We start from the raw sequence: 22490 nt of genomic DNA, 5'->3' as shown, positions 1-22490 counted from the left end.
TACGGGGACGTCCCGGTGGTTGACAAGCGCCATGTTCGGGTCCGAACCACCACTTTTGCGGCCGAGTCGCCCCGGGTAGGCGGGAGGCCGCTGTCGCCCCATGCCGGTTCGTGTCGAATGGTCCACGTTGTGGGACGGTGTGCCATATCGACTTCCGGGCCTTGTGGACTGTTGCGGGTGCCGATAGCGTCTGGTCAGCGCGCGGTCACAGGCGCCAACCGAGATGACCGCGCGCCGTGAATCACCCTGCACTGGAAGGAGTCCGAATGAACAGGGGACCTCGGTCCACTCTAACGCCCGTGCTGCGCCGGATCGGAGCGGCGGCCGCCATGGCCGTGCTCGTGGCCGCCGGCGCGCTCGCGCTGCCCTCGCCCGCGACCGCGGGCGGCGTCAACTACACGATGAGCTGCGACGACTGGTGGTCGGGCGTGTCCACCACCAACGGCGACGACTACGGCGAGACGATGCGGTGGCGCTCCCGCTTCACGTCCTGCGGCGAGCACTACGCCTGGGTCAACGTCTACTACTCCAACTCCACCGGCGCCGGGAGCACCGGGAAGAAGCGGTCCGGCAGCGCGGCGACCGTGGGCAACCCGGTGACGGTGCGGTTCTACCGCAACGGCGTCGACAAGTCCTGGCACTCGGGCTGCAGCTCAGGCTGCCACACCGAGTGGACCTATGCCTGACCTGCTGAAAGGCCGGGTCGCTCGCGGCGCCCCGGCCTTCCTCGCCGCGGCGCTCCTGGCCGGCTGCGCCGAACCCCCCGAACCGATCGACCGCGCGACCGCCGAAGCCGTGCTCGCCGACAACATGGCCTCGGCCGACGGCGTCGAGCAGGCCCTCGAGCGGGTCGCGAAGCTGTGCGTCGAGACCCTCGGCTTCACCGTCCATCCCCCCGCGGCCGAGTACGAGGAGGCCGCCGACATCCGCGACCTCCTCGGCGAGTGGGTCTACTCCGAGCCCGACCCCTCCCTGCCGCCCGCGGAGATCTACGGCATCCGGGTCGACGACCCCGCCATCACCCTCATGTACGAAGGGGCGAACGGCGAGGGCGTCCACACCGAACCCGACCCGTTCACCGAACTGCCGCAAGCGGACCAGGACGCCTACTTCGACGCGTACTACGGTTCGCCCGGCATGGAGGCCGAGACGGTGCTGCTGCCCGACGTCGGCGAGTCCGAGCGCGCCGGGGGCGGGTGCATGCGCGAAGCGGAGGACGCGCTGGCCGACGGCGCCTACCCGGACTACCTCAACCACGCCGGCCTCGCGGGCGCGCGCGGCGGCACCGACTGGGCGACGGACGAGCGGGTCGCCGAGGCGCTGCACGCCTGGGCCGACTGCATGGACGCCCGCGGCCACGACTACGGGGAGCCGATCCACCTGCGCAGCGCCCTGTTCAGCCGGGCCGGGGACCTCAAGGCGGCGTGGCAGATCGAGGGGACGATGACCCTCGCGGAGGCCGAGGCGGCGCTGGCCGAGGAGGTCGTGGCGACCGCCGAGGACGACGCGGCGTGCCATGCCGAGTCCAGGCTGGAGGAGGTGCAGGTCGAGGTGTTCTGGGAGTACCTGGTCGCCTTTGTGAGCGCGCACGAGGAGGCGTTCTACTCGTTCCACAAGCGCGCCCAGGACATGCAGGTGCGGGCGCAGGAGATCCTGGCCGCCGGGCGCCTGTAAGGCCTGGCCTGCGAACCGCCGGGTTCGCAGGCCGGGCCCTAGTCGCGCGGTTTGAGGTGCTCGAAGGCCGCGAGGTTCTTCGTGGACTCGCCGCGGGCGAGCCGCCAGCGCCACTCCTCCTCTATGGAGGTGCGGAAGCCGAGTTCGAGGATGACGTTGAACGCGGTGTCGGCGGCTTCGAGGACCTGGCCGAGGACGCGGTCGAGCTCGGCGGCGGTGATCGCGGTGAACGGGAGGCGGCCGACGAGGTGGATGTCCTCGGACTCGTCGGTCGCGAACGCCACGGCGTACAGCTTCCCGTTGCGGCGCAGGAGTTCCGCCCAGACCTGCTCGTGGTGCTCCTCGGGCCTGCGGGCGACGAAGGCCTCGACGCGCAGGGCGTGGTCTTCGAGCACGAGCCCGCAGGTGATGGTGAGCTTGCGCTGCCCGGGGAGGCTGACGACGACCGAGCGGGGCGTGTCGGCGCGGTAGTCGGCGCCGATCTCCTCGAGGGCGGCCTGGAGCTGTTCGATCACCGGTTCAGGGTAATCGCCTGGGAGCGGGCGAGGAGCGCGCGCCGGTAGGCGCCGCTGAGGCCTTCGGCGGTGGTCTGCCAGGAGAAGAGCGCGGCGTGGGTGCGGGCGCCGGCGGCGAGGCGTTCGCGCAGGGCCCGGTCGCCCATGAGGCGGCCGAGGGCGGCGGCCCAGTCGTCGGCGGAGTGGGAGTCGACCAGGAGCCCGGAGGCGCCGTCGCTGACGGCGGTGGTGAGGCCGCCCACTTTCGCTGCGATGACGGGCGTGCCGGCGGCCTGGGCCTCGAGGGCGACGAGGCCGAACGACTCGTTGTAGCTGGGGACGGCGACGGCGTCGGCGGCCCGGTAGACCTGGGCGAGCGCTTCGCCCGAGCGCGGGGTGCGCCATTGGACGCGGTCGCCGAGGCCGAGTTCTCCGGCGAGTTTGGGGAGCCAGTACAGGTCGGTGTTGGAGGGCCCGCCGACGAAGACGGGGACGATGCGCTCGGCCAGCTGCGGGTCGGTCTCGCGCAGGCGGGCGAGGCCGCGCAGGAGCACGTCCGGTGCCTTGGCGGGCTGGATGCGGCCGACGAACGCGACGACGAGCGCGTTCTGAGGCAGGCCGAGGGCCTGGCGGGCGGCGTACTGGTCGCCGGGGCGGAAGACGCCGAGGTCGACGCCGGGGTGGATGACTTCGACGCGGCGCTCGTCGGCGCCGTAGTAGCGGTGCAGCTCCTCGGCTTCGGCGGCGGTGTTGGCGATGAGGAGGTCGGCCTCGGTGGTGATCTGCTCCTCGCCGACGACGCGGCCGATGGGCTCGGGGGAGTCGCCTTCGGCGAGCTGGGCGTTCTTCACCTTGGCGAGGGTGTGGAAGGTCTGGACGAGCGGCACGCCCCACCGGTCGGCGGCGACCCACGCGGCCTGGCCGGAGAGCCAGTAGTGGGCGTGGATGAGGTCGTAGTGGCCGGGCCGGTTGCGGGCCTCGGCGCGCAGGAGCCCGCCGGTGAACGCGCACAGCTGCGTCGGGAGGTCGTTCTTCGACAGGCCCTCGAAGGGCCCGGCGGGCAGGTGGTGGACGAGGACGCCGGGCGCCGCCTCCACCGTGGGGGGCTCCTCGGAGCTGGTGGCCCGGGTGAAGACCTCGACTTCGACGCCGGAGCGGGCGAGTTCGCGGGCGGTGTTGAGGACGTACACGTTCATGCCGCCGGCGTCGCCCGTGCCGGGCTGCGCCAGCGGGGAGGTGTGCACCGAGACCATCGCTACGCGACGGACGTTCTGCTTTCGGCATCGTGCCCTGAAGGTCGGCGTGCGCCTCTGCTGCATGTGTCGTCCTCTCCCGCGGGGCCCTCTCGGCGACGCTTGCGAGCCGTGAATCGGCTCTCGCGAAGCCCGCGAGCCCTCAGTTGCCGCTGCGTGTCCCCTGAAGCAACGCGCAAAACCCTCGCAATCCTTCCGTGTCCGGGTGTTCACGCACAACCGCCGCAACCGTGAGAGTGATGAACTCCGCATCGCGTCAAGTCGTTTCGCGACATGACGGTCGAGACCGCCTGATCGCGCCTCCCGGGGTGAAGTTGGAATTTCCCTCGCGACACGACCCGGAATGAGCCTCAAATCCGGGCAAGTCGTCCATGATGGGGATACTTGTCATCACAGGGGGGAGACAACACCATGAGCACTGCTACCGTGCCGGCCGCAAGGCAGCCCACGATGTCACCGGTGTCGAAGTTCGGTGCCACGCATTCGCTGCGGCGCCTGCCCGTCCAGGAGCGTTCGGCCGCGCGCGTGCGCCGGATGCTCGACGCCGCCGCGGACCTGATCGAAGAGGTCGGCTACGACCGGCTCTCGACCACCGCCATCGCCCAGCGCGCCGACGTCGCCATCGGCTCGGTCTACCAGTTCTTCGGGGACAAGCGCTCGCTCGCCGAAGCCCTGAGCCAGCGCTACATCGACCTGTACTTCGAGCGCCTCGCCGCACGCTTCGACGCCGAACCGCCCGCCGACTGGCGCGGCGGGGTCGAGGCCGCCATCGACGAGTACGTCCAGATGTACCGGACCGCGCCCGGCTTCCGCGTGCTCCACCTGGCCGACGCCATCGACCCGGGCCGGGCCGACGCCGTCACCACCGGCGGCGACGTGATCGCCGACCAGATCCTCGCCGGGCTCGGCCAGCGCTTCGGCATCGGCGGCGACGACGAGCTCAACAAGACCGTCACCGTGGCCGTCGAGACCGGGCAGGCCCTGGTCCGCCTGGCCTTCCGCCGCGACCCCGAAGGCTGCTCCGCGTCGATCGCCGAGGCCGCCGACGTCGTCTGCGACTACCTCGGCCGCCGCCTTCCTTAAGAGGGGTCCCAGGCCACTCAAACCACCGCGCCGGGGCATGTGACCGCACTGGGCCGACTAGTCTCGTAGTCGACCCGGTGCGGTCTCTGACTTTCGAGGAGCAGCATGGCGAACACCCTTGGCGACATCCAGACGGTGCTGCGGATCCGCCCGTTCAGACGCCTTTGGACCGTCCTCGGACTGGCCTCCTTCGGCGACTGGCTGGCCATCTTCGCCACCGCCGGATTCGCCCAGTCCCTGTTCGACGACCCTGCGGCCAAGGGCGCGGCGTTCTCGGCCACCATCGTCCTGCGGCTCCTGCCCTCCCTGGTGCTCGGCCCCGTCGCCGGCGTCTTCGCCGACCGGTTCGACCGCCGCAAGACCATGGCCGCCTGCGACACCGCCCGCTTCCTCCTCATCGCCTCCGTCCCGACGGTCTACCTCATCACCGACAACACCGCCGTCACCGTCGCCTGGCTCGCCATCGCCCAGCTGTGCATCGAGGGCGCGGTCCTCATCTGGTCGCCCGCGAAGGAAGCGGCCGTCCCGAACCTCCTCCCGCCGGAGAAGTACGAGGCCGCCAACCAGCTCAGCCTCGCCACCACGTACGGCATCGCCCCGCCGCTGGCCTTCGCCGTCCTCGCGATCCTCGAACGCGGCTCCGCGGTCTGGTCGAACCTCGGCACCTGGGCCGAGCCGATGGTCATCGCGCTCTACCTCACGGCCGCGATGTTCGGGATCCTCGCCGTCACCGTCTACTTCTTCATCCCGCAGATCTCCGGCCGCATCGGCAAGACCGGCGACAAGACCTCCAGCGTCTGGCACGACTTCGTCGAAGGCTGGTCCTACCTGCGCACCTCCGAGCGCGTCCGGGGCCTCATCACCGGCATGCTCGGCGCGTTCAGCGGCGCGGGCATCCTCATCGGCGTCGGCACCGTCTACGCCACCACGCTCGGCGCCGGCGAGGCCGCGTTCTACACCCTCGCGGTATTCCTCTTCCTCGGCCTGGGCTGCGGCATCGCCTTCGGGCCCAAGCTCATCGGCGAGCTCTCGCGGCTGCGCTGGTTCGGCATGAGCATCGTCCTCGCCGGCAGCGGCCTCGCGATCGACGCCGTCGCCCCGCACATGGTGTTCTCCGTCATCGGCTCGCTCGTCATCGGCCTCGGCGCGGGCATGGCCTTCCTCGCCGGGATCACGCTCCTGCAGCGCGAGACCGAGGACGAGATCCGCGGCCGCATGTTCGCGTTCATCGCCGTCTCCGCCCGCGTCATCCTCATGCTCTCCATGACGATCGCCGCGCCGCTCGCCGGCTGGCAGGCCGCCCGCCGGCTCGACCTCGGCTTCGCCGAAGTGCCCCTCTCGATGAGCCGCATCCTCCTGTTCATCGCCGCCGCCCTCGTCGTCTGGCTCGGCGTCACCGCGTTCAAGTCCATGGACGACAAGCCCGGCGTGCCCGTCCTCGCCGACCTCTGGTCCTCCCTGCGCGGCCGCCCGCTCACGGCCGCCGAACCGGTCGCCGGCACCGGCTTCTTCGTCGTCTTCGAAGGCGGCGAAGGCGCTGGCAAGTCCACGCAGTCCGTCAAGCTCGCCGCCTGGCTCAAACTCCGCGGCTACGAGGCCGTCCTCACCCGCGAGCCCGGCGCCACCGACATCGGCATGCGCATCCGCTCCCTCGTCCTGGACTCCGGCGGCGACTCCGCGCCCGCACCCCGCGCCGAAGCCCTCCTGTTCGCCGCCGACCGCGCCCAGCACGTCGACAAGGTCATCCGCCCCGCCCTCGAACGCGGCGCCGTCGTCGTCTCCGACCGCTACATCGACTCCTCCATCGCCTACCAGGGCTCCGGCCGCTCCCTCGGCAAGGACGAGATCGCCTGGGTCTCCACCTGGGCCACCGGCGGCCTCAAGCCCGACCTCACCGTCCTCCTCGACGTCGACCCCGCCAGCGGCCTCCACCGCGCCAAGGCCGGCGGCGAGGGCGACCGGCTCGAGCAGGAGCAGCTCGAGTACCACGAGAAGGTCCGCGAGACGTTCCTCCAGCTCGCCGCCGCCGACGCCGGCCGGTACCTCGTCATCGAGGCCGGCGGCACGCCCGACGAGATCGCCGCCCGCGTGCGCGAAGCCGTCGCCGAACGCCTCGACATCCGCACCCGGACCACCCGCACCGAGACCGGCTGGCCCGGCCTCGACGCCACACGCAAGGGCACCGCCCGAAACGAGTCGGCACCGAACGACACCGGACGCAACGAATCCGGGCGCAACGACACCGCGCACCAGGTCACCGCAGCGAACGGCACCGGCAAACCCGCGGCCCCGCCCACCATCGAGTCCACCAAGGACTACGGCTGGGACACCGTCACCGAAGAGGCCGGACGCCCGTGAGCGCCAGCGTCGCCGGAGTGTTCCGAGAACTCGTAGGGCAGGACGACGCCCAGCGGATCCTCGCCGAAGCCGCCCGCGGCACCGGCATGACCCACGCCTGGCTCTTCACCGGCCCGCCCGGCTCCGGCCGCTCCACCGCGGCCGTCGCGTTCGCCGCCGCACTCCAATGCCCCCAAGGCGGCTGCGGCGACTGCCACACCTGCCACACGGTGCTCGGCGGCACGCACGCCGACGTCACCCGGGTCATCCCGGAAGGCCTGACCCTCGGCGTCGACCAGGTGCGCCGCCTCATCCTCGAAGCCAGCCGCGCCCCCACCCAGGGCCGCTGGCAGGTCCTCATCGTCGAAGACGCCGACCGCCTGACCGAGGCGGCCGCGAACGCGCTGCTGAAAGCGGTCGAGGAGCCGCCGGAGCGGACCGTGTTCCTGCTGTGCGCGCCTTCGACGAACCCGGCCGAGATCTCGGTGACCATCCGCTCCCGCTGCCGCGTCCTGGGGCTGCGGCAGCCGCCCGCCGGGGCGATCGCCGACCTGCTGGTGCAGCGCGACGGCCTCGACCGGCGCGAGGCGGAGCTGTACGCCGCTGCGGCGCAAGGGCATGTGGGCCGCGCGCGGCGGCTCGCCACTGACGCGGAGGCGCGGGCGAAACGCCACGACGTGCTCCAGATCCCGCGCCGCCTGACCGGGCTCGGGGCGTGCTTCACGGCCGCGGTCGAGCTGATCGAGGCCGCCGAGGCCGAGGCCTCGGGCGTGTACACCGACCAGTCGGCGGCCGAGAAGGAAGCGCTGGAGACTGCGCTCGGCAAGGGCGGCACCGGGAAGGGCGCGTCGAAGGCCGCGCGCGGTTCGGCGGCGGCCCTGAAGGAGCTGGAGAAGCGCCAGAAGACCCGCGACACGCGGGCGCAGCGCGACTCGCTCGACCGGGCCCTGGTCGACCTCGCGGCGTTCTACCGGGACGCGCTCGCGGCCGGCTTCGGCGCCCGCGTCGACCCGATCCACATCGACATGGCGGACACGACCAGGGCGGCGGCCGCCAAGCTCAGCGCCGAGTCCCTGCTCCGCCGCATCGACGCGATCCTGGAGTGCCGCAAGGCGATCGAAGCGAACGTCCGCCCCCGCATCGCGGTCGAGGCGATGATGACGAGGCTCTGGCAGAGCTAGCGCCGGCTGCGCACCCCGGGTCAGGATCCGCACGGTCCATGTACGGTGCGCAGGCTTCGCCGAGGCGGGCCCAACGTTGTCCGTTTTGAAGGCTAGCGCCGGCCTTGCGCACGTTCACGTTCCAGCGCTGTCGCCCCCGTATGCGACCCTTGATGCCGGGGGCCCGGCGGTGCCCGTTGTGAAGGCCGGGGCCCGAAACGTCACTGCGTCCACAGGTGCTGGATGAACGCGTCCTGCGCCTTCGGGATCGTCCCCGTGCGCTGCCAGCGGTACCAGGCGCGCTCCTCGACGACCCGCACGCAGAAGTCCCCGTCGAGTTCGAATGCCTCTGAGACGCAGCGGAAGTCGTCCCTGAACCCTTCGTCCGTCCAGTACCAGACGCGCTGCCCGATGAGGCCGGGCACGTCCGAGGCGGGGTAGGGGCGGCGGATCGGCGGCGAGTCGGGGTCGGTGAGGCGCTCGATCAGGTAGCCCGGTCGCGGCGCGCCGGTGCCGGGTTCGGGCTTCTGCACGTACACGTCGGCTGCGGGCACGAGGCTCGCGTAGGCGTCGCCGTCGCCGTCGACCGCGCGGTAGTAGTCGGCCTCGGAGATCAAGGGCACCAGCAGCATGCCGTCCCGTGTCACCGGGTCGTCGGCCCGGAGGTCGAACTGCCAGCCGCAGCCCGCCGCGCCCGCGATCACCCGGGAGGAATGGAGGTCGAACGCCCGCGTCGCGGGCACCGGGACCAGGGCCGGAGGCGGCTCGGGAACGTCGAAGGCATTGCCGGACAAGCCCAATGGGAGCTCCAGACATGGTGTGACGGGCGGGTGCCAGGGTGACCGGAAGAAAGCATAGGGGGTTGGCACACTCTGGGGATTCACGGCCCTCGAGAGGATCGTAGAGTTCTCTTCACAAGCACGGAACACCTCAAGATCTAAGGATGGAAGAGCGATGAGCGAGTACGACGAAGCCGCGGTCGAAGAAGACGTCACCGCCGAGGACTACACGGCCGAGGAAGAGACCTACACCGACGAGGCCACCACCGACTACACCGCCGAGGAAGACCTCTACGCCGAGGACGACACCTCCGTCTCCACGGTCACCGAGACCTTCGACGTCGACGGCGACGGCTACCAGGACGAGACCATCTCCAGCGATGGCGTGACCCTGATCGACTCCGACGGTGACGGCGACGCCGAGGCCATGGCCGTGGACTACGACGGCGACGGCATCTCCGACGAGCTGTCGGTGGACGCCGACGGCGACGGCATCATCGAGTCCTTCGCTTCGGACACCAACGACGACGGCATGCTCGACACCTACGAGTCGGACACCGACGGCGACGGCGTCACCGACCAGGTCTCGGTCGACTCCAACTCGGACGGCTACATCGACTCGGTCGCGACCGACTCGAACAACGACGGCTACGCCGACGTCGTGGCCACCGACTACAACGCCGACGGCCTCGTGGACGAGATCTCGGTCGACTCGGACGCGGACGGCATCGCCGACACCGTGCTCAGCGACACCAACGAGGACGGCTTCCTCGACACCACCTACACCGAGGCCGTGCCGGAGGGCGACTCCTTCCAGTCGCAGACCGGTCAGGTCATCTAACAACCGAGCGTTCCGATGCCTGGACACCCCTAGGCTCGCTCGCCCTCATAGCGAAGGCCGGATGCAGCGCATCCGGCCTCTTCGCATTTCCGGGTCCGGGCGCCCGCGCACGCAGGGGCGGCGCCTTCGGTCAGTGGGTGCCGCGCAGGAGCGACATCGCCTCGGCGCGGGTGCGCGCGTCGGACTGCATGAGGCCGCGCACCGCGGACGTGATGGTCGTGGAGCCCTGCTTCCTGATGCCGCGCATGGACATGCAGGTGTGCTCGCATTCGACGACGATGATGACGCCGCTCGCTTCGAGCGAGGAGTAGAGCTGGTCGGCGATCTGGCTGGTGAACCGCTCCTGCACCTGCGGGCGGCGGGCGTACACCTCGACGAGGCGGGCGAGCTTGGAGAGGCCGACGATCTTCCCGGCCGGGCCGGGGATGTAGCCGACGTGGGCGACGCCGGTGAACGGCAGCAGGTGGTGCTCGCAGAAGGACTGGACGTCGATGTCGCGCACGAGCACCAGTTCGTTGTGGTTCTCGTCGAAGGAGGTCTTGAGGACCTCGGCGGGGTCGACGCGCAGCCCGGCGAAGAGTTCGGCGTACGCGCGGGCGACGCGTCGGGGGGTCTCCTGGAGGCCGGGGCGGTCGGGGTCCTCGCCGATGGCCGTCAGGATCTCCCTGACGGCGGCTTCGATCCGGCCCAGGTCCACCGCGTCTTCGACGGGGCTGCCGTTGATGCGGCCGTCGATGAGTCGGGCGGCCAGGTTGTCGAGTTCAGCCATCGCACAAGCTTACGGGTTCCCCCCGACACGCCCAGTGTGCTTCACCACCAGGTGACCCCTTCCTCAGACGCGGAACGGGCCTTCCTACCAGGTAGGAAGGCCCGTGAAATGGTTCACTCCGCTTTACGGCTGCGGGGACTGCCCCTCGGTGGCGGGGCCGACCTCGATGCCCTCTTCGGGTCCCTCGGCGGGCTTGGAGCCGTTCGGGGTCGAGACGGGCGGTTCGCCGAGCTGGCGGGAGGCGGTGCCGTTGAACGGGGCCATCGGCGGGCGCTTGACCACGCGGGTCGCGATCCGGGCGAGGTCCTCCTGGTTCAGGGTCTCCTTCTCCAGCAGCTCGGTGACCATCTGGTCGAGCACGTCGCGGTACTCGGTGACGATCGCGTACGCCTCGTCGTGGGCGATCTCGATGAGCGCCCGGATCTCGGCGTCGACCAGCGCGGCGACCTCGTCGGAGTAGTCCTTCTGGTGGCCGTACTCGCGGCCGAGGAACGGCTCGGAGCCGCCGGAGCCGTACTTGATGGCGCCGAGCTTGGCGGACATGCCGTACTCGGTGACCATCGCGCGGGCGACCTTGGTGGCCTTCTCGATGTCGTTCGAGGCGCCGGTGGTCGGGTCGTGGTAGACCAGCTCCTCGGCGGCGCGGCCGCCGAGCGCGTACGCGAGCGTGTCGATCATCTCCGAGCGCGTCTGCGTGTACTTGTCCTCGGTGGGCAGCACGAGCGTGTGGCCGAGCGAGCGGCCGCGCGGGAGGATCGTGAGCTTGTGGACGGGCGCGGCGTGCGGCAGCGCGTGGGCGACGAGCGCGTGGCCGGCCTCGTGGTAGGCGGTCATCTTCTTCTCGGCGTCGCCCATGACGCGGCCCTTGCGCTCGGGTCCGGCGATGACGCGGTCGATGGCCTCTTCGAGGGCGTCGGCCGAGATCGCCTTCTCGTTGTGGCGGGCGGTCAGGAGCGCGGCCTCGTTGATGACGTTCTCGAGGTCGGCGCCGGAGAAGCCCGGGGTGCGGCGCGCGATGGTCTCGAACTCGACGTTCGGGACGAACGGCTTGCCCTTCGCGTGGACCGAGAGGATCGCCTGGCGCCCTTCCTTGTCGGGGGCGTCGACGGGGATCTGGCGGTCGAAGCGGCCGGGCCGCAGCAGGGCCGGGTCGAGGATGTCGGGGCGGTTCGTCGCGGCGATGAGGATGACGCCGCCGCGGGTGTCGAAGCCGTCCATCTCGACGAGCAGCTGGTTGAGGGTCTGCTCGCGCTCGTCGTGGCCGCCGCCCATGCCGGCGCCGCGGTGGCGGCCGACGGCGTCGATCTCGTCGACGAACACGATGGCGGGGGCGTTCTCCTTGGCCTGGGTGAACAGGTCGCGGACGCGGCTGGCGCCGACGCCGACGAACATCTCCACGAAGTCCGAGCCGGAGATCGAGTAGAACGGGACCCCGGCCTCGCCGGCGACGGCGCGCGCGAGGAGGGTCTTGCCGGTGCCGGGGGGGCCGAACAGGAGGACGCCCTTGGGGATCTTCGCGCCCAGCTCCTGGTACTTCTTCGGGTCCTCGAGGAAGTCCTTGATCTCGCGGAGCTCCTCGACGGCCTCGTCCGCGCCGGCCACGTCGTCGAACGTGGTCTTCGGGGTGTCCTTGGACACCATCTTGGCCTTGGACTTGCCGAAGTTGAGGACGCGCGAGCCGCCGCCCTGCATCTGCGACATGAAGAACAGCAGCAGGAGGACGATGAGCACGATCGGGAGCAGGCTCAGCAGGAACGAGACGAACACGGAGGTCTCGTTGACCTCGGTGTCGAACTCGACGCCGGCGGTCTCGAGCTCGGTCGCGAGCGGCTCCATCATCCCGGTCGGGACGTAGGCCTGGACCTGCTCGCCGCCCTTCTTGGTGATCTGGACCTGCTGCTCCTTGTCGAGCAGGATCGCCGATTCGACGTTGCCGTCGTTGATGTCCTTGAGGACTTCGGAGGTCTTCGCGTCCTCGTAGTCGGAGCCGCCGGACCAGAAGCTGCCGATCAGGACCGCAATGAGGGCGATGAGCACGATCCAGACGAGCGGCCTGCGGAAGAACCGCTTCCGCTCAGGTGTGGGTCTCCCGGCGTCGACCACTCGTTTCCTCCTGCGTAATTCGCGTTTCGAGAGCGATGCTGTCCTTGTCGCGGCGGTGTATCCACCGCGGCCCCACAGGGTTTCCTTGGCTGCAGGGCGAAGACAACTCGAACGTACACGGTGCGGAGGTTCGACGATCCGCAGCGTCAGCACCCCTGGCCCTACGCGACGGATACCGCCCTTACCCCGCCCGCTGATAGACCGTAATTAGTACCACGGGCGGGTTGAGTTCGCCCACCCAAGCCAGCGCCGCGGGCGATCGGGTGGCACCCTTGTTACATGACGTCGGAGCTAGCCAGCCCACCTTCCGTCCCGTCCGCTGCAGCGCGGGACGCGGTGTTCGATCCTGATTCGTGGTACGCCGAGGAGATCGAGCGCACCATCATCACCGAAGACGAGATCCGAGCGAAGGTCGCCGAGCTCGGCGCGCGCGTCTCGGCCGACTACGCCGACGGTGTGCTCGAGAACGGCGACGAGCTGCTGCTCGTGGGCGTGTTCAAGGGGGCGGTCATGTTCATGGCCGACTTCGCGAGGGCGCTGAGCGTGCCGGTGAAGATGGAGTTCATGGCGCTGTCCTCGTACGGGAGCTCCACGACCTCCTCGGGGACCGTGCGCATCCTCAAGGACATCGACTCCGATGTCGCCGGGAAGCACATCCTGGTGGTGGAGGACATCATCGACTCCGGTCTCACCCTGGACTGGCTGCTGAAGTACCTGGAGGGCCTCCACCCGGCCTCGGTCGCGGTGGTCTCGATGCTCCGCAAGCCGGGCGTGCAGCGGGTGGACATCCCCGTGAACTACCTGGGCTTCGACATCCCGAACGAGTTCGTGGTCGGCTACGGCCTCGACTATGCCGAGCGCTACCGGGAGCTGCCGTTCATCGGCGTGCTCAACCCGGCCGTCTACCAGAAGTAACGTCAGGGGCACCCTCGCCCCGACCCTCCGTCCCCGACGGCCCGCGCGATCGCGCGGGCCGTCCTTGCTTGTCCGACCCGCCTTGTTCCGGGCCGCTCCGGCGGGGCGCACCAGTTGCAGCGCACCAGCCGCGGCGCACCCTGCCCGGGCCCCGTTTCCCGGCAAGGTGCGCCTAGTCGCAGGCCAAGTTTTCCGACGCAACGCACCTCGTCCAAGCCCGTTTCCCGTGCACGAGGCGCCTGGCCGAAGGCCGTGTTCTGCGACGCAGCGCTCCTGGCTCAAGCCTCGCTCCTCGGCACAGTGCGCCTAGTCGCAGGCCGTGTTTTCCGGCGCAAACCTCCTGTCTCAAGCTCAGTTTCCGCTGCACGAGGCGCCTAGTTGCAGGCCGAGTTTCCGACGCAACGCAACTCTCGTCCGGGCCGCGTTTTCAAGCGCGGTCCGCCTGCCCCGGCCCGGGTTTCCGGCACGATGCGCGCCGCTCCACTCCGCGATTGGTGCGCATCGCACCTTATTTATTTCGCTACAAGCGGAACGAGTTCGCCTGAGGCCCTGGATTGTCGGACCCATCGGTCAGGGTTTGACCCGGGGGCGCCGAGAACGCGGGCGCCTGAAGCTCAGTGATGCCCGCGATCCGTTTCGCCGGTTCCGAATCGCTCCGCAGCCCGCACCGAAGCACCGATGCAATGAGCGGCCCGCACGCCCGCGCCGCCGACCGCGGCAGACGGACGGGCGCGACGATCACTCTGCCGGACCCGTTCCGCAATGAGATCTGCCCGGCCGGGCGGTCGTTCGACGCTGCTTCGATCGCCGGGGAGTCGCTCGGACCGTCAGGCCTGCGGCGCTCGCGCCCCGCCGGACCCGGCCGAGCCGTCACCGGGCTGTGCCGTGAGGCGCCCGCCGCTCCGCCGCACTTCGATCCCGCCGGGCAGGAATGTCGGCCCTTGGCCGTGCCAGTGGGCGACGAGCGCGTCCACGGCGTCGAGGTGCCGGTGGTTCAGCTCCGCGCCTTCGACCCCGGCCTCGAGCACCCACGCGCGCAGCACCCGCTGCCGCACCGGCCCGGCCAGCGCCGCCACCCGCTTCGCGTCCAGTGCACCGGCGCTGAGCGCCTTGCCGCCGTCCGCGGTCGCTCGGCCTTCCGTGACCGCGGCGTCAACCATCGTTCTGATGCCGGCTGCGCCGCCGCTCAGGGCATCAGCCGGGCTGCCGCGGCGCTCACGGCCGCCCGCGTCGTCGACTTCGCCGTCGACCTTGCTGTCGACCGCGGCATCGGCCGCCGCGCCCTCCTCGGCCCGGCACGCCTCCAGCGCCCCGCCCGCGACATCGTCCAGGTAATCCGTGTCGGCCCCGACGAGTGCCGCCGTCTGCGCGAGGTTCGCCACCACGTCCTCGCCGAGGGTCGCGACCAGCACGTCCATTGCCGGGCGCAGTGCCGAGCGCAGGAACCGGGGGTCCGAGTTGTGCGGGTCGGTCCAGGGCTTGAGCCCGCGCTCGTCGCAGGCCGCATGCGTGTCGGCCCGGGCGATGCCGAGCAGCGGGCGCCGGTAGACCCCGCGCGTGGCCCGCATTCCGGCGACGCCGCGCGGCCCGCCGCCGCGCGCGAGTGCGAGCAGGACCGTCTCGGCCTGGTCGTCCCTGGTGTGCCCCAACAGGATCGCGCTGGCACCGTGGTGCTGCGCGGCCTCGTCGAGGGCCGCGTACCGGGCCGTCCGGGCCGCCGCTTCGGGGCCGCCGGCCGCGCCGACCTCGACCGCGATCGACAGCGCGGGTTCGAGTCCTGCGCTCCTCGCCCATGCCACGACCTCGGCCGCGCGTTCGTGCGAGCCGTCCTGCAGCCCGTGATCGACCGTGACGAGCCCGCCGCGCAGGCCCATGCGCGGGGCGCAGAACGCGAGCGTGTCGGCCAGTGCGAGCGAGTCGGGCCCGCCGGAGCAGGCGGCGAGGGCGAGCGAGCCGGCGGGGAGGTCGGCGAGGGCGTCGCGGACAGCGATGCGCAGGCGCGCCACCGACGGCGGCAGCTTCGCCATGTCGGTCAGCCGCGTCCGGCGCCGAGCCGCTGCGGCGCGAGGCCCTGGCCTCGCAGCACGCGGGCGATCCACTGCTCCGGGTAGTCGATCTCGGCTTCGGTGGGAAGGTGCTCGGGGCGTTCCCAGACGCGGTTGAAGCCGGTGACGCCGTGCTCGGCGACGACCTGGTCGACGAAGCGGCGGCCGGCGGCGTACTGGCGCATCTTCGCGTCGAGGCCGAGGAGCTGGCGCAGGAACCGCTGCAGTGTGGTCGGGTTGGCGCGGCGGCGGTCGAAGCGGCGGCGCAGGAGCGCGACGTGGTTGATGGCGGTGCGGCCGACGCCGTCCATGACGGATTCGGCGTGGCCTTCCAGGAGGGTCATGAGCGCTTGGATCTGCGAGATTGCTTCGCGCTGTTCGGGACTGGTGACCGCGGTCATGACGTCGGTGCCGGGGATCTCCTCGCCGGGGCCGCCGTTCTGCTCTTCTTCGCGGGCGGTGGCGAGGGCGCGGCGCACGGCGCGGGCGAGGCCGGACGCGGAGGACCGGTCGGGTTCGGCGGCGTCGAAGAACGCGTGGATGAGGTGGTGGAAGTGCTCGCGCATCCAGGGGACGGCGGTGAACTGGGTGAGGTGGGCGGCTTCGTGGACGGCGATCCAGAGCCGGAACTCGCGCGAGGGCAGGCGCAGGCGGCGTTCGACTTCGACGATGTTGGGGGCGACGAAGAGGAGGCGGCCGGTGTCGGTGGAGAAGGTCTCGAACTGGCCGAGGACGCGGGAGGAGAGGAACGCGAGGACCGCGCCGGTCTGGACGCCGGTGAGTTTGGCGGTGGCGGAGACGGGGGCGGTCGGTGCCGGGTCTTCGGCGCCGAGCTCGATGAGGAGGCGGCGGAAGCCGGCGATGTTGATGCGGCTCCAGCGGATGCGGTCGACCACGTCGACGGAGACGGCCGTGGCGGGCACGAGTCCGGTGTAGTCGGTGACCAGGTCGATCGCGGTGCGGGCGTGGCGGTGGAGGTCGGCGACGACGTCGAGGGCGCCTTCGGGGCTCATGCGGGGGCCGCCGCGGCTGAATGCCCGGGAGCAGGAGGCGGCGGTCTGCCAGTCGACTGACGGCAGCATCGGGTTTCCTGCGGGCGGCGCCATCGGCCAAGCCTATCCATAGCGCAACGACGGCGCCACTGTCCCGCGCAAGTGGGCGCGAACCGCCGCGTACCGGACCTGGGGTTTTCGCGGGGCGCCTCCGTTTGCCGCGTTGCCGGGCGCTGCGCGGGCGTTGATGTTCACCGGATCGGTTTGCGATGGTTCGCCCGCAATGCAGTGCACGCTGCGTGACCGTATGAATTCAAATATCGAACATCTTGAAATTATCGGACCGCCGATGCTACGTTCTTCTCGAGTCCGCAACATCTTGCAGCATTTGCGGGCAGAAATTGCAAAGGGAGCAACGATGCCTCACCACCTCCGCCGCCGCGCACTGCCCGCCATCGGCGCCACCGCCCTCGCGGCCCTCATCGCAGCCGCCGCCGTCCCCACCGCCCAAGCCGACGACCAGCCCGCACCCCTCGACGCCGCACCCGCCGCCGCCCTCACCGGCGGCGACTCCATCCTCAACATGTTCGAATGGAACTGGAACTCCATCGCCGCCGAATGCGAAGGCCCCCTCGCCGACTCCGGCTACACCTACGTCCAGACCTCCCCGCCCAACGAGCACATCCGCGGCGACGACGCCACCCCCGGCGAAGAGAACGCCTGGTACATCCACTACCAGCCCGTCAGCTACAAGATCGAGTCCCGCCTCGGCACCCGCGCCGAATACCAGAACATGGTCGCCACCTGCCAGGCCAACGGCATCGGCGTCATCGCCGACGTCGTCATCAACCACATGGCCGCCGGCTCCCCCACCGAAGAACGCACCGGCTGGGCCGGCAGCAAATACCGCCAGTTCCACTACCCCGACGCCGGATTCGACGCCTCCGACTTCCACAACACCGGCAGCGCCTACTGCGAGATCGACAACTACCAGGACCGGGCCGAAGTCCAGAACTGCCACCTCGTCGGCCTCAACGACCTCGACACCTCCCAGACCGACGTCCGCGAGACCATCGCCGCCTACCTCGACGACCTCCAGAGCCTCGGCGTCGCCGGCTTCCGCGTCGACGCCGCCAAGCACATCGCCGCCGCCGACCTCGCCGCCATCATGAACCTCGTCGACGGCGACCCCTACATCGTCCAAGAAGTCATCGGCGCCCCCGGCGAACCCATCACCGAAGCCGAATACACCGGCATCGGCGACGTCCAGGAATTCAGCTACGCCTACGACCTCAAGAACCACATCAACGGCGGCTCCGAAGCCCGCCACCTCACCGCCATCGGCACCGGCTGGGGCTACACCGCACCCGCAGGCGTCTTCGTCGCCAACCACGACACCGAACGCGGCTCCCAGACCATGAACTACCAGTACGGCCAGGACTACCTCCTCGCCGAAGCGTTCATGCTCGCCCACCCCTTCGGCACCCCCGCCTCCTACACCGGCTACGAGTTCACCACCAACCACGCCGCCCCGCCCCTCAACGCCGACGGCTCCGTCGCCGACGCCGTCTGCGGCTCCGGCGCCTTCACCTGCCTCCACCGCTCCCCGTACATGAGCGGCATGGCCGGCTTCCGCGCCGCCACCGCCGGCGAAGCCGTCGGCAACACCTGGGGCTCGGGCGACGCCCTCGCCTTCGGCCGCGGCGACACCGGCCACGCCGTCATCAACGCCGGCACCACCGCCATCACCCGCACCTTCACCACCGCACTGCCGAACGGCTCCTACACGGACGTCATCTCCGGTGGCACCGTCACCGTCTCCGGCGGCGCCTTCACCGCGACCGTGCCCGCGAAGACCGCGCTGGCGATCTACGTCGGCAACGGCTCGGGCGGCGGCGAGACGAAGGACTGCGTCACCGTGAACGCCGCGGTGAGCGGCACGAACGTGGGCGACGAGGTGTACGTCGTCGGCTCGATCCCGCAGCTGGGCAACTGGACCGCGATCAGCTCGGCGCACCTGTCGGGCGCGTCCTACCCGGTGTGGAAGGGCACGATCAGCGTCCCGGCGGGCACGACCTTCCAGTACAAGTACGTGATCGTGCGGTCCTCCGGCGCCTACACGTGGGAGACGATCGGGAACCGGACGGCCACGGTGCCCGCCACCGGCTGCCTGAACCTCAACCAGACCTGGAACACCGCCTGATCCCAAGCGGCGCAAGGGCCCCGGGCATTCGCCCGGGGCCCGTTGCGTTCCCAGCGGAGTTTCCTGAAGCCGCCTTCAGCCGTCTTCAGCGTGGCTTCAGGTTCGCTCCGCCATCATTGCCACCAGCGCGAATCCCCACGAGGACCGAGCGGAACCGAGCAGAGAGGAGCCGACCAGGACACGACCCCGAACAGGCCGAAGCCCGGCCGACCAGCGACCGAATCCGGCACGTCAGCCACCGCGGTGCAACCGATCAGGGTGGGCGGGGGGAGGGGAGGGGGAGGGGCCCCTAGCAGCCGCACATGGCGACGGCCGTCGCGATCTCGTCCATCGCCGATTCCACCGCGGTCCCACCCGTGGTGTCGCCGTTGGAGATCAGCGAGAACACCACCTGGCGCCCGTCGATCGTGGTCAGCGTCCCGGTGAGCGAGGAGACCCCGCTCAGCGTCCCGGTCTTGGCCCGCACCACGCCTTTGCCGTCCGGCGCGGTCCCGAACCGGTCGTCGAGCGTCCCCGAGTACCCGGCGACCGGCAGCGACTCGAAGACCGTCGCCGACCCCGAGGACGCGGCGCCCAGCAGCAGCTGCGTGAACGCGGTCGCGGTCATGCGGTTCGACGGCGAGAGACCCGCTCCGTCATAGAACACCAGGCCAGTCGTGTCGGCGCCGAGGTTCTCCAGGGTTGCCAGGTGGACCGTCGACACCGCCGCCCACGTCATCGCGTTCTCGACCGCGCTCGCGGTCTGGAGCGCGATCGCGTCGGCCAGCAGGTTGTCCGAGGTCAGGATGAACGAGTCGACCAGGGCCGCCATCGGCGCGGAGTAGACGACGCCGAGTTCGGCCGCGTCAGCCTCGGCGGTACCCGCGGTGACGCCGCCGGTGGCGCCGAGGAGGTCGGCGAACGTCTTGGCCGCCTCCAACGCCGGGTCGGTGTAGTGCTCTGCGTACTTGCTCGTGTTGTCCTTGCGGCCGCCGTCGACCATGATCGGCGCCATAGGCGCGGTCATGTAGACCAGGTCCTCGGCCGGGACCCCCTCGGCCTTCGGGTTGTCGGTGAACACGCTCGTGTCGAGGTAGACGGTGGTCGGGACGGTGCCGCCGCGCGCCTCCAGGACGAGTTCGGCGAGCTCGGTGAGGCTCGCGCCCGCGGCGTACTCGGTGTAGTAGCCCTCGCCGTCGACGGTGAGCGTCACATCGCCGCCGGCCACGAGGACCACGCTGTCCTCGGTCGGGCCCTCGACCACGGTGGTCGGGATGCGGTACTCGGCGCCCAGGTGCTCCAGCGCTGCCACGGCAGTGACCACTTTCATGGACGAGGCCGGTGTGAGCGGGGCGGTGGACTCCTGCTCGAAGAGGATCTCCCCGGTCAGGGCGTCGGCGAAGGACGCCGAGAGGCTCCCGTTGAGCCGCGAGTCGGTGAGCGCGCCCGGCAGGACCGAGGCGAGGTCGGGGAGGGGCGCGCTGGCGTCGGACCCGGCCAGCACGGGCGCGGGCTCGGCCGGGGGGTAGGCCTCGGGGGCGGTGATCGTCCCGGTCCGAGGGCTGGTGACGGCCATGATCTGCCACACCAGGCCGCCCGCTGCGGCTACGGTGACCACGATGGCGAGGGTTGCGATGACCCATGTGAGCGCCCGGCGACGGCGCACGCGGGCCTGCTGGGGGGCGGGTGCGGCATGTGGCGTACTACTCGCGACCTTGGGGTCGGCGTTGTCGCTGAGGGACATGCACAGAGACTAAGCCATTAAGAGCACTGCATTTGAGCCTGGAGGAGGTCGGCCGATGGAGTTCGACGTGACCGTGGAGATCCCGAAAGGGAGCGCCAACAAGTACGAGATCGACCACGAGACCGGACGTATCCGTCTGGACCGGACGCTGTTCACCGCTACGGTGTACCCGGCCGACTATGGCTTCATCGACGACACGCTCGGCCAGGACGGCGACCCGCTGGACGCTCTGGTCCTGGTGGAGCCGACGTTCCCCGGTTGCGTGATCCGTGCGCGTGCCATCGGCATGTTCCGGATGCGCGATGAGAAGGGTGTGGACGACAAGGTGCTGTGCGTCCCGGCCGAGGACCCCCGCAAGGACCGGTTCAAGGACATCGGCGACGTGCCCGAGTTCGACCGCCTGGAGATTCAGCACTTCTTCACGGTCTACAAGGACCTGGAGCCCGGCAAGAGCGTCGAAGGCGCGACTTGGACCGGACGGGCGGAAGCCGAGGAAGAGGTGCGCCGCTCGTTCGAGCGCGCCAAGGCCAACGGCTACCACTCGAACCACTAGCGATACGAAGGAAGGGCCCGGACGCGAAGCGTCCGGGCCCTTCCTGTTGCTTTGCCGCCAGCCGCCAGCCGCCAGCCGCCAGCCGCCAGCCGCCAGCCGCCAGCCGCTTCAGGTTGCCTTCAGGTTCGGCGGGGCAGGGTTGTTGTCAGGGGCGCTCGGAACGAAACGCGCGGGTAGCTTCCAAACGCCTTCAGCTCCCCTTCAGGTGTCACCGGGCAGGGTTGTTGCCGGGGGCGTTCGCTACTACACGCGAGGGTAACTCCGCTCAGGTGCTCACGATGTCGAGCTGCCACGGCTTCGACCGGGTGGCCGGCTCGCTGAGCTCGACCTTCCAGCCCTGGCCGGCGAGGAAGTCGGCCAGGTCGGCCGCGGACTCGGGCCGGGCGCCGCCGGCGAGGAGCGCGCGGGCGACCTCGCCCCGGGTCGCCTTGGCCATGTGGGTGATGACGGTGCGCCCGCCGTCGGCGTCCTCTTTGAACACGCGCACGGTGACGCCGCGGTCCTTCGGCCCCCACACCTGGGCGTACGTGCCCGAGCGCAGGTCAACGATGAGTTCGTCGCGGGCGCCGAGCACCTCGGTGACGGCCGGGCGCCACAGCTTCGCCAGCGTGTCGAGGCCGGGGAAGCGGGTGCTCATCGGCATCCGGTACGGCGGCACGCGATCCGAGGGCCGCAGGAGTCCCCACAGCGGCGACGCGATGAAGACCTGCTCGCCGTCGGGGAGGTCCCCGAGCCCGAGCCGGTCGTAGAGGACGCCGTTGTACAGCTCCCAGGCCGCGAGGGTCGGGGCGGTGCGGAGCGCGCGGCCGGCCTGGACGTAATGGCGTGCGCTCGCGGGGAGCTTCAGTGCCTTCACGGCGGCTTCCTCATCGGCGCACAGCTCGACCAGGCGGTCGACGAGTAGCTCGCGGACGGGGTTCAGCGCGGGAGAGGAGAGTCGGCCGAGGTCCAAGGGAGGACCGTCACCTTGACCGGCCTTTCCTTCTGACGGCGGCAGCAGTATGAGCACAGCAGGCGAGTCTACCTGCCCGTCCGCCTGGTGCCGCCGGGGCCGTGCCGGGCGGCGAGCGCGTTCCTCAGATCCGTTGGGAATTCACCCGACCGGGGGTGTGCGGGCTCGACGCGATGGTTTATAGTACATATGTTCGATCAAGCGGGAGCGGGTCCGACCCCACCGAGGACTGCGTGTGACGCGGATCGAATAGGCGCGGCGGCGGTGCTCCGCGACTGCCGCCGCGCCGTCCACCCGCGGCGGTGCGAACCCACACCGCCCGCCGCAGGCTCCACCGCCACCGGCCCGGCGGTGGAGTCCGGCCTGAAACAGCCTTCGCACCAGCGCCGCATCGTCCTTGCCCGCCGTCCACAGGCTGTGGATGAGCGCGCCTCCCATTGACTATCGCACCCGCCACCGACAATCCGAGTGCCGCAGGCCATCCGGGCCCCGCCACCCGCACCCGTCGCCGCTCCGATGCGGTAATCTCCCCGTTGGGTCTATAGCTCAATTGGCAGAGCTGCGGACTTTTAATCCGTAGGTTGTGGGTTCGAGTCCCACTGGACCCACCACAA

The 22490-nt window shown here is 70.5% G+C and carries 18 protein-coding genes and 1 tRNA gene; 10 read left to right on the top strand and 9 right to left on the bottom strand.

What is annotated here, in order from left to right; all coding sequences use genetic code 11:
* The first annotated feature begins 266 nt into the window (after nt 1–266).
* Both QWI33_RS12560 and QWI33_RS12555 read left to right on the top strand, forming a co-directional pair.
* Nucleotides 267–686: a hypothetical protein gene (locus QWI33_RS12560; RefSeq protein WP_289957485.1), complete on the top strand. Its 420-nt coding sequence runs from the start codon at nt 267–269 to the stop codon at nt 684–686.
* The gene (locus QWI33_RS12555; RefSeq protein WP_289957484.1) at nt 679–1674 is read left to right on the top strand and encodes a hypothetical protein; all 996 of its coding nucleotides are present in this window, start codon (nt 679–681) and stop codon (nt 1672–1674) included. The genes QWI33_RS12560 and QWI33_RS12555 overlap by 8 nt, the downstream gene beginning before the upstream one ends.
* Nucleotides 1675–1712: 38 nt before the next feature.
* Here the strand turns inward: QWI33_RS12555 and QWI33_RS12550 are convergent, their stop codons facing one another.
* Both QWI33_RS12550 and mshA read right to left on the bottom strand, forming a co-directional pair.
* A complete protein-coding gene (locus QWI33_RS12550) occupies nt 1713–2189 on the bottom strand; it encodes a type III secretion system chaperone family protein (protein ID WP_289957483.1) in 477 nt (158 codons plus the stop codon).
* Entirely contained in the window at nt 2186–3487 is a 1302-nt protein-coding gene (gene mshA / locus QWI33_RS12545; protein WP_289957482.1) for a D-inositol-3-phosphate glycosyltransferase, read from the bottom strand. Before mshA ends, QWI33_RS12550 begins: the two co-directional genes overlap by 4 nt.
* A 345-nt stretch (nt 3488–3832) precedes the next feature.
* Between mshA and QWI33_RS12540 the strand changes: the two genes are divergently transcribed.
* The 3 genes from QWI33_RS12540 (at nt 3833) to QWI33_RS12530 (ending at nt 8022) form a co-directional block, all read left to right on the top strand.
* Entirely contained in the window at nt 3833–4504 is a 672-nt protein-coding gene (locus QWI33_RS12540; RefSeq protein ID WP_289957481.1) for a TetR/AcrR family transcriptional regulator, read from the top strand.
* Between the two features lie 105 nt (nt 4505–4609).
* Nucleotides 4610–6862 carry a dTMP kinase gene (gene tmk, locus QWI33_RS12535; protein ID WP_289957480.1) on the top strand — a complete coding sequence of 751 codons (2253 nt, stop codon included), beginning with the start codon at nt 4610–4612 and terminating at the stop codon, nt 6860–6862.
* Nucleotides 6859–8022 (top strand): DNA polymerase III subunit delta', encoded by a 1164-nt coding sequence (locus tag QWI33_RS12530; protein ID WP_289957479.1) that lies wholly within the window; start codon nt 6859–6861, stop codon nt 8020–8022. Before tmk ends, QWI33_RS12530 begins: the two co-directional genes overlap by 4 nt.
* 200 nt (nt 8023–8222) lie before the next feature.
* On the opposite strand, the gene QWI33_RS12525 is transcribed toward QWI33_RS12530, so the two are convergent.
* A complete protein-coding gene (locus QWI33_RS12525; RefSeq protein WP_289957478.1) occupies nt 8223–8795 on the bottom strand; it encodes a hypothetical protein in 573 nt (190 codons plus the stop codon).
* A 160-nt stretch (nt 8796–8955) separates the two neighbouring features.
* Here QWI33_RS12525 and QWI33_RS12520 point away from each other — a divergent pair, with 160 nt between their 5' ends.
* On the top strand, nt 8956–9621 hold the full coding sequence (locus QWI33_RS12520) for a hypothetical protein (protein WP_289957477.1): 666 nt from the start codon (nt 8956–8958) through the stop codon (nt 9619–9621).
* A 130-nt stretch (nt 9622–9751) separates the two neighbouring features.
* Here the strand turns inward: QWI33_RS12520 and folE are convergent, their stop codons facing one another.
* Both folE and ftsH read right to left on the bottom strand, forming a co-directional pair.
* Entirely contained in the window at nt 9752–10390 is a 639-nt protein-coding gene (gene folE, locus QWI33_RS12515; protein WP_289957476.1) for a GTP cyclohydrolase I FolE, read from the bottom strand.
* Between the two features lie 123 nt (nt 10391–10513).
* Nucleotides 10514–12493 carry an ATP-dependent zinc metalloprotease FtsH gene (gene ftsH, locus QWI33_RS12510; protein ID WP_289957475.1) on the bottom strand — a complete coding sequence of 660 codons (1980 nt, stop codon included), beginning with the start codon at nt 12491–12493 and terminating at the stop codon, nt 10514–10516.
* Between the two features lie 336 nt (nt 12494–12829).
* On the opposite strand from ftsH, the gene hpt reads away from it, so the two are divergent.
* A complete protein-coding gene (gene hpt, locus QWI33_RS12505; protein ID WP_353895452.1) occupies nt 12830–13408 on the top strand; it encodes a hypoxanthine phosphoribosyltransferase in 579 nt (192 codons plus the stop codon).
* An 827-nt stretch (nt 13409–14235) separates the two neighbouring features.
* On the opposite strand, the gene tilS is transcribed toward hpt, so the two are convergent.
* Nucleotides 14236–15435 carry a tRNA lysidine(34) synthetase TilS gene (gene tilS / locus QWI33_RS12500; RefSeq protein ID WP_289957474.1) on the bottom strand — a complete coding sequence of 400 codons (1200 nt, stop codon included), beginning with the start codon at nt 15433–15435 and terminating at the stop codon, nt 14236–14238.
* Nucleotides 15436–15440: 5 nt separating this feature from the next.
* The gene (locus QWI33_RS12495) at nt 15441–16559 is read right to left on the bottom strand and encodes a zinc-dependent metalloprotease (RefSeq protein WP_289957473.1); all 1119 of its coding nucleotides are present in this window, start codon (nt 16557–16559) and stop codon (nt 15441–15443) included.
* Nucleotides 16560–16863: 304 nt separating this feature from the next.
* On the opposite strand from QWI33_RS12495, the gene QWI33_RS12490 reads away from it, so the two are divergent.
* Nucleotides 16864–18648, top strand: a complete 1785-nt coding sequence (locus tag QWI33_RS12490; protein ID WP_289957472.1) for a carbohydrate-binding module family 20 domain-containing protein — start codon at nt 16864–16866, stop codon at nt 18646–18648.
* 289 nt (nt 18649–18937) lie between these two features.
* Here the strand turns inward: QWI33_RS12490 and dacB are convergent, their stop codons facing one another.
* Nucleotides 18938–20371: a D-alanyl-D-alanine carboxypeptidase/D-alanyl-D-alanine endopeptidase gene (gene dacB, locus QWI33_RS12485; protein ID WP_289957471.1), complete on the bottom strand. Its 1434-nt coding sequence runs from the start codon at nt 20369–20371 to the stop codon at nt 18938–18940.
* A gap of 55 nt (nt 20372–20426) precedes the next feature.
* Between dacB and QWI33_RS12480 the strand changes: the two genes are divergently transcribed.
* Nucleotides 20427–20924, top strand: a complete 498-nt coding sequence (locus QWI33_RS12480) for an inorganic diphosphatase (protein WP_270117749.1) — start codon at nt 20427–20429, stop codon at nt 20922–20924.
* Between the two features lie 265 nt (nt 20925–21189).
* Here the strand turns inward: QWI33_RS12480 and QWI33_RS12475 are convergent, their stop codons facing one another.
* Nucleotides 21190–21933 (bottom strand): YaaA family protein, encoded by a 744-nt coding sequence (locus QWI33_RS12475; RefSeq protein WP_289957470.1) that lies wholly within the window; start codon nt 21931–21933, stop codon nt 21190–21192.
* Between the two features lie 478 nt (nt 21934–22411).
* On the opposite strand from QWI33_RS12475, the gene QWI33_RS12470 reads away from it, so the two are divergent.
* A tRNA-Lys gene (locus QWI33_RS12470) sits at nt 22412–22487 on the top strand.
* The last annotated feature ends 3 nt before the right edge of the window (nt 22488–22490 follow it).

The organism is Glycomyces tritici (genome assembly GCF_030403505.1).
Note: the sequence above shows the minus strand (reverse complement) of the source record. Positions and strands in the feature narration are given on the sequence as shown.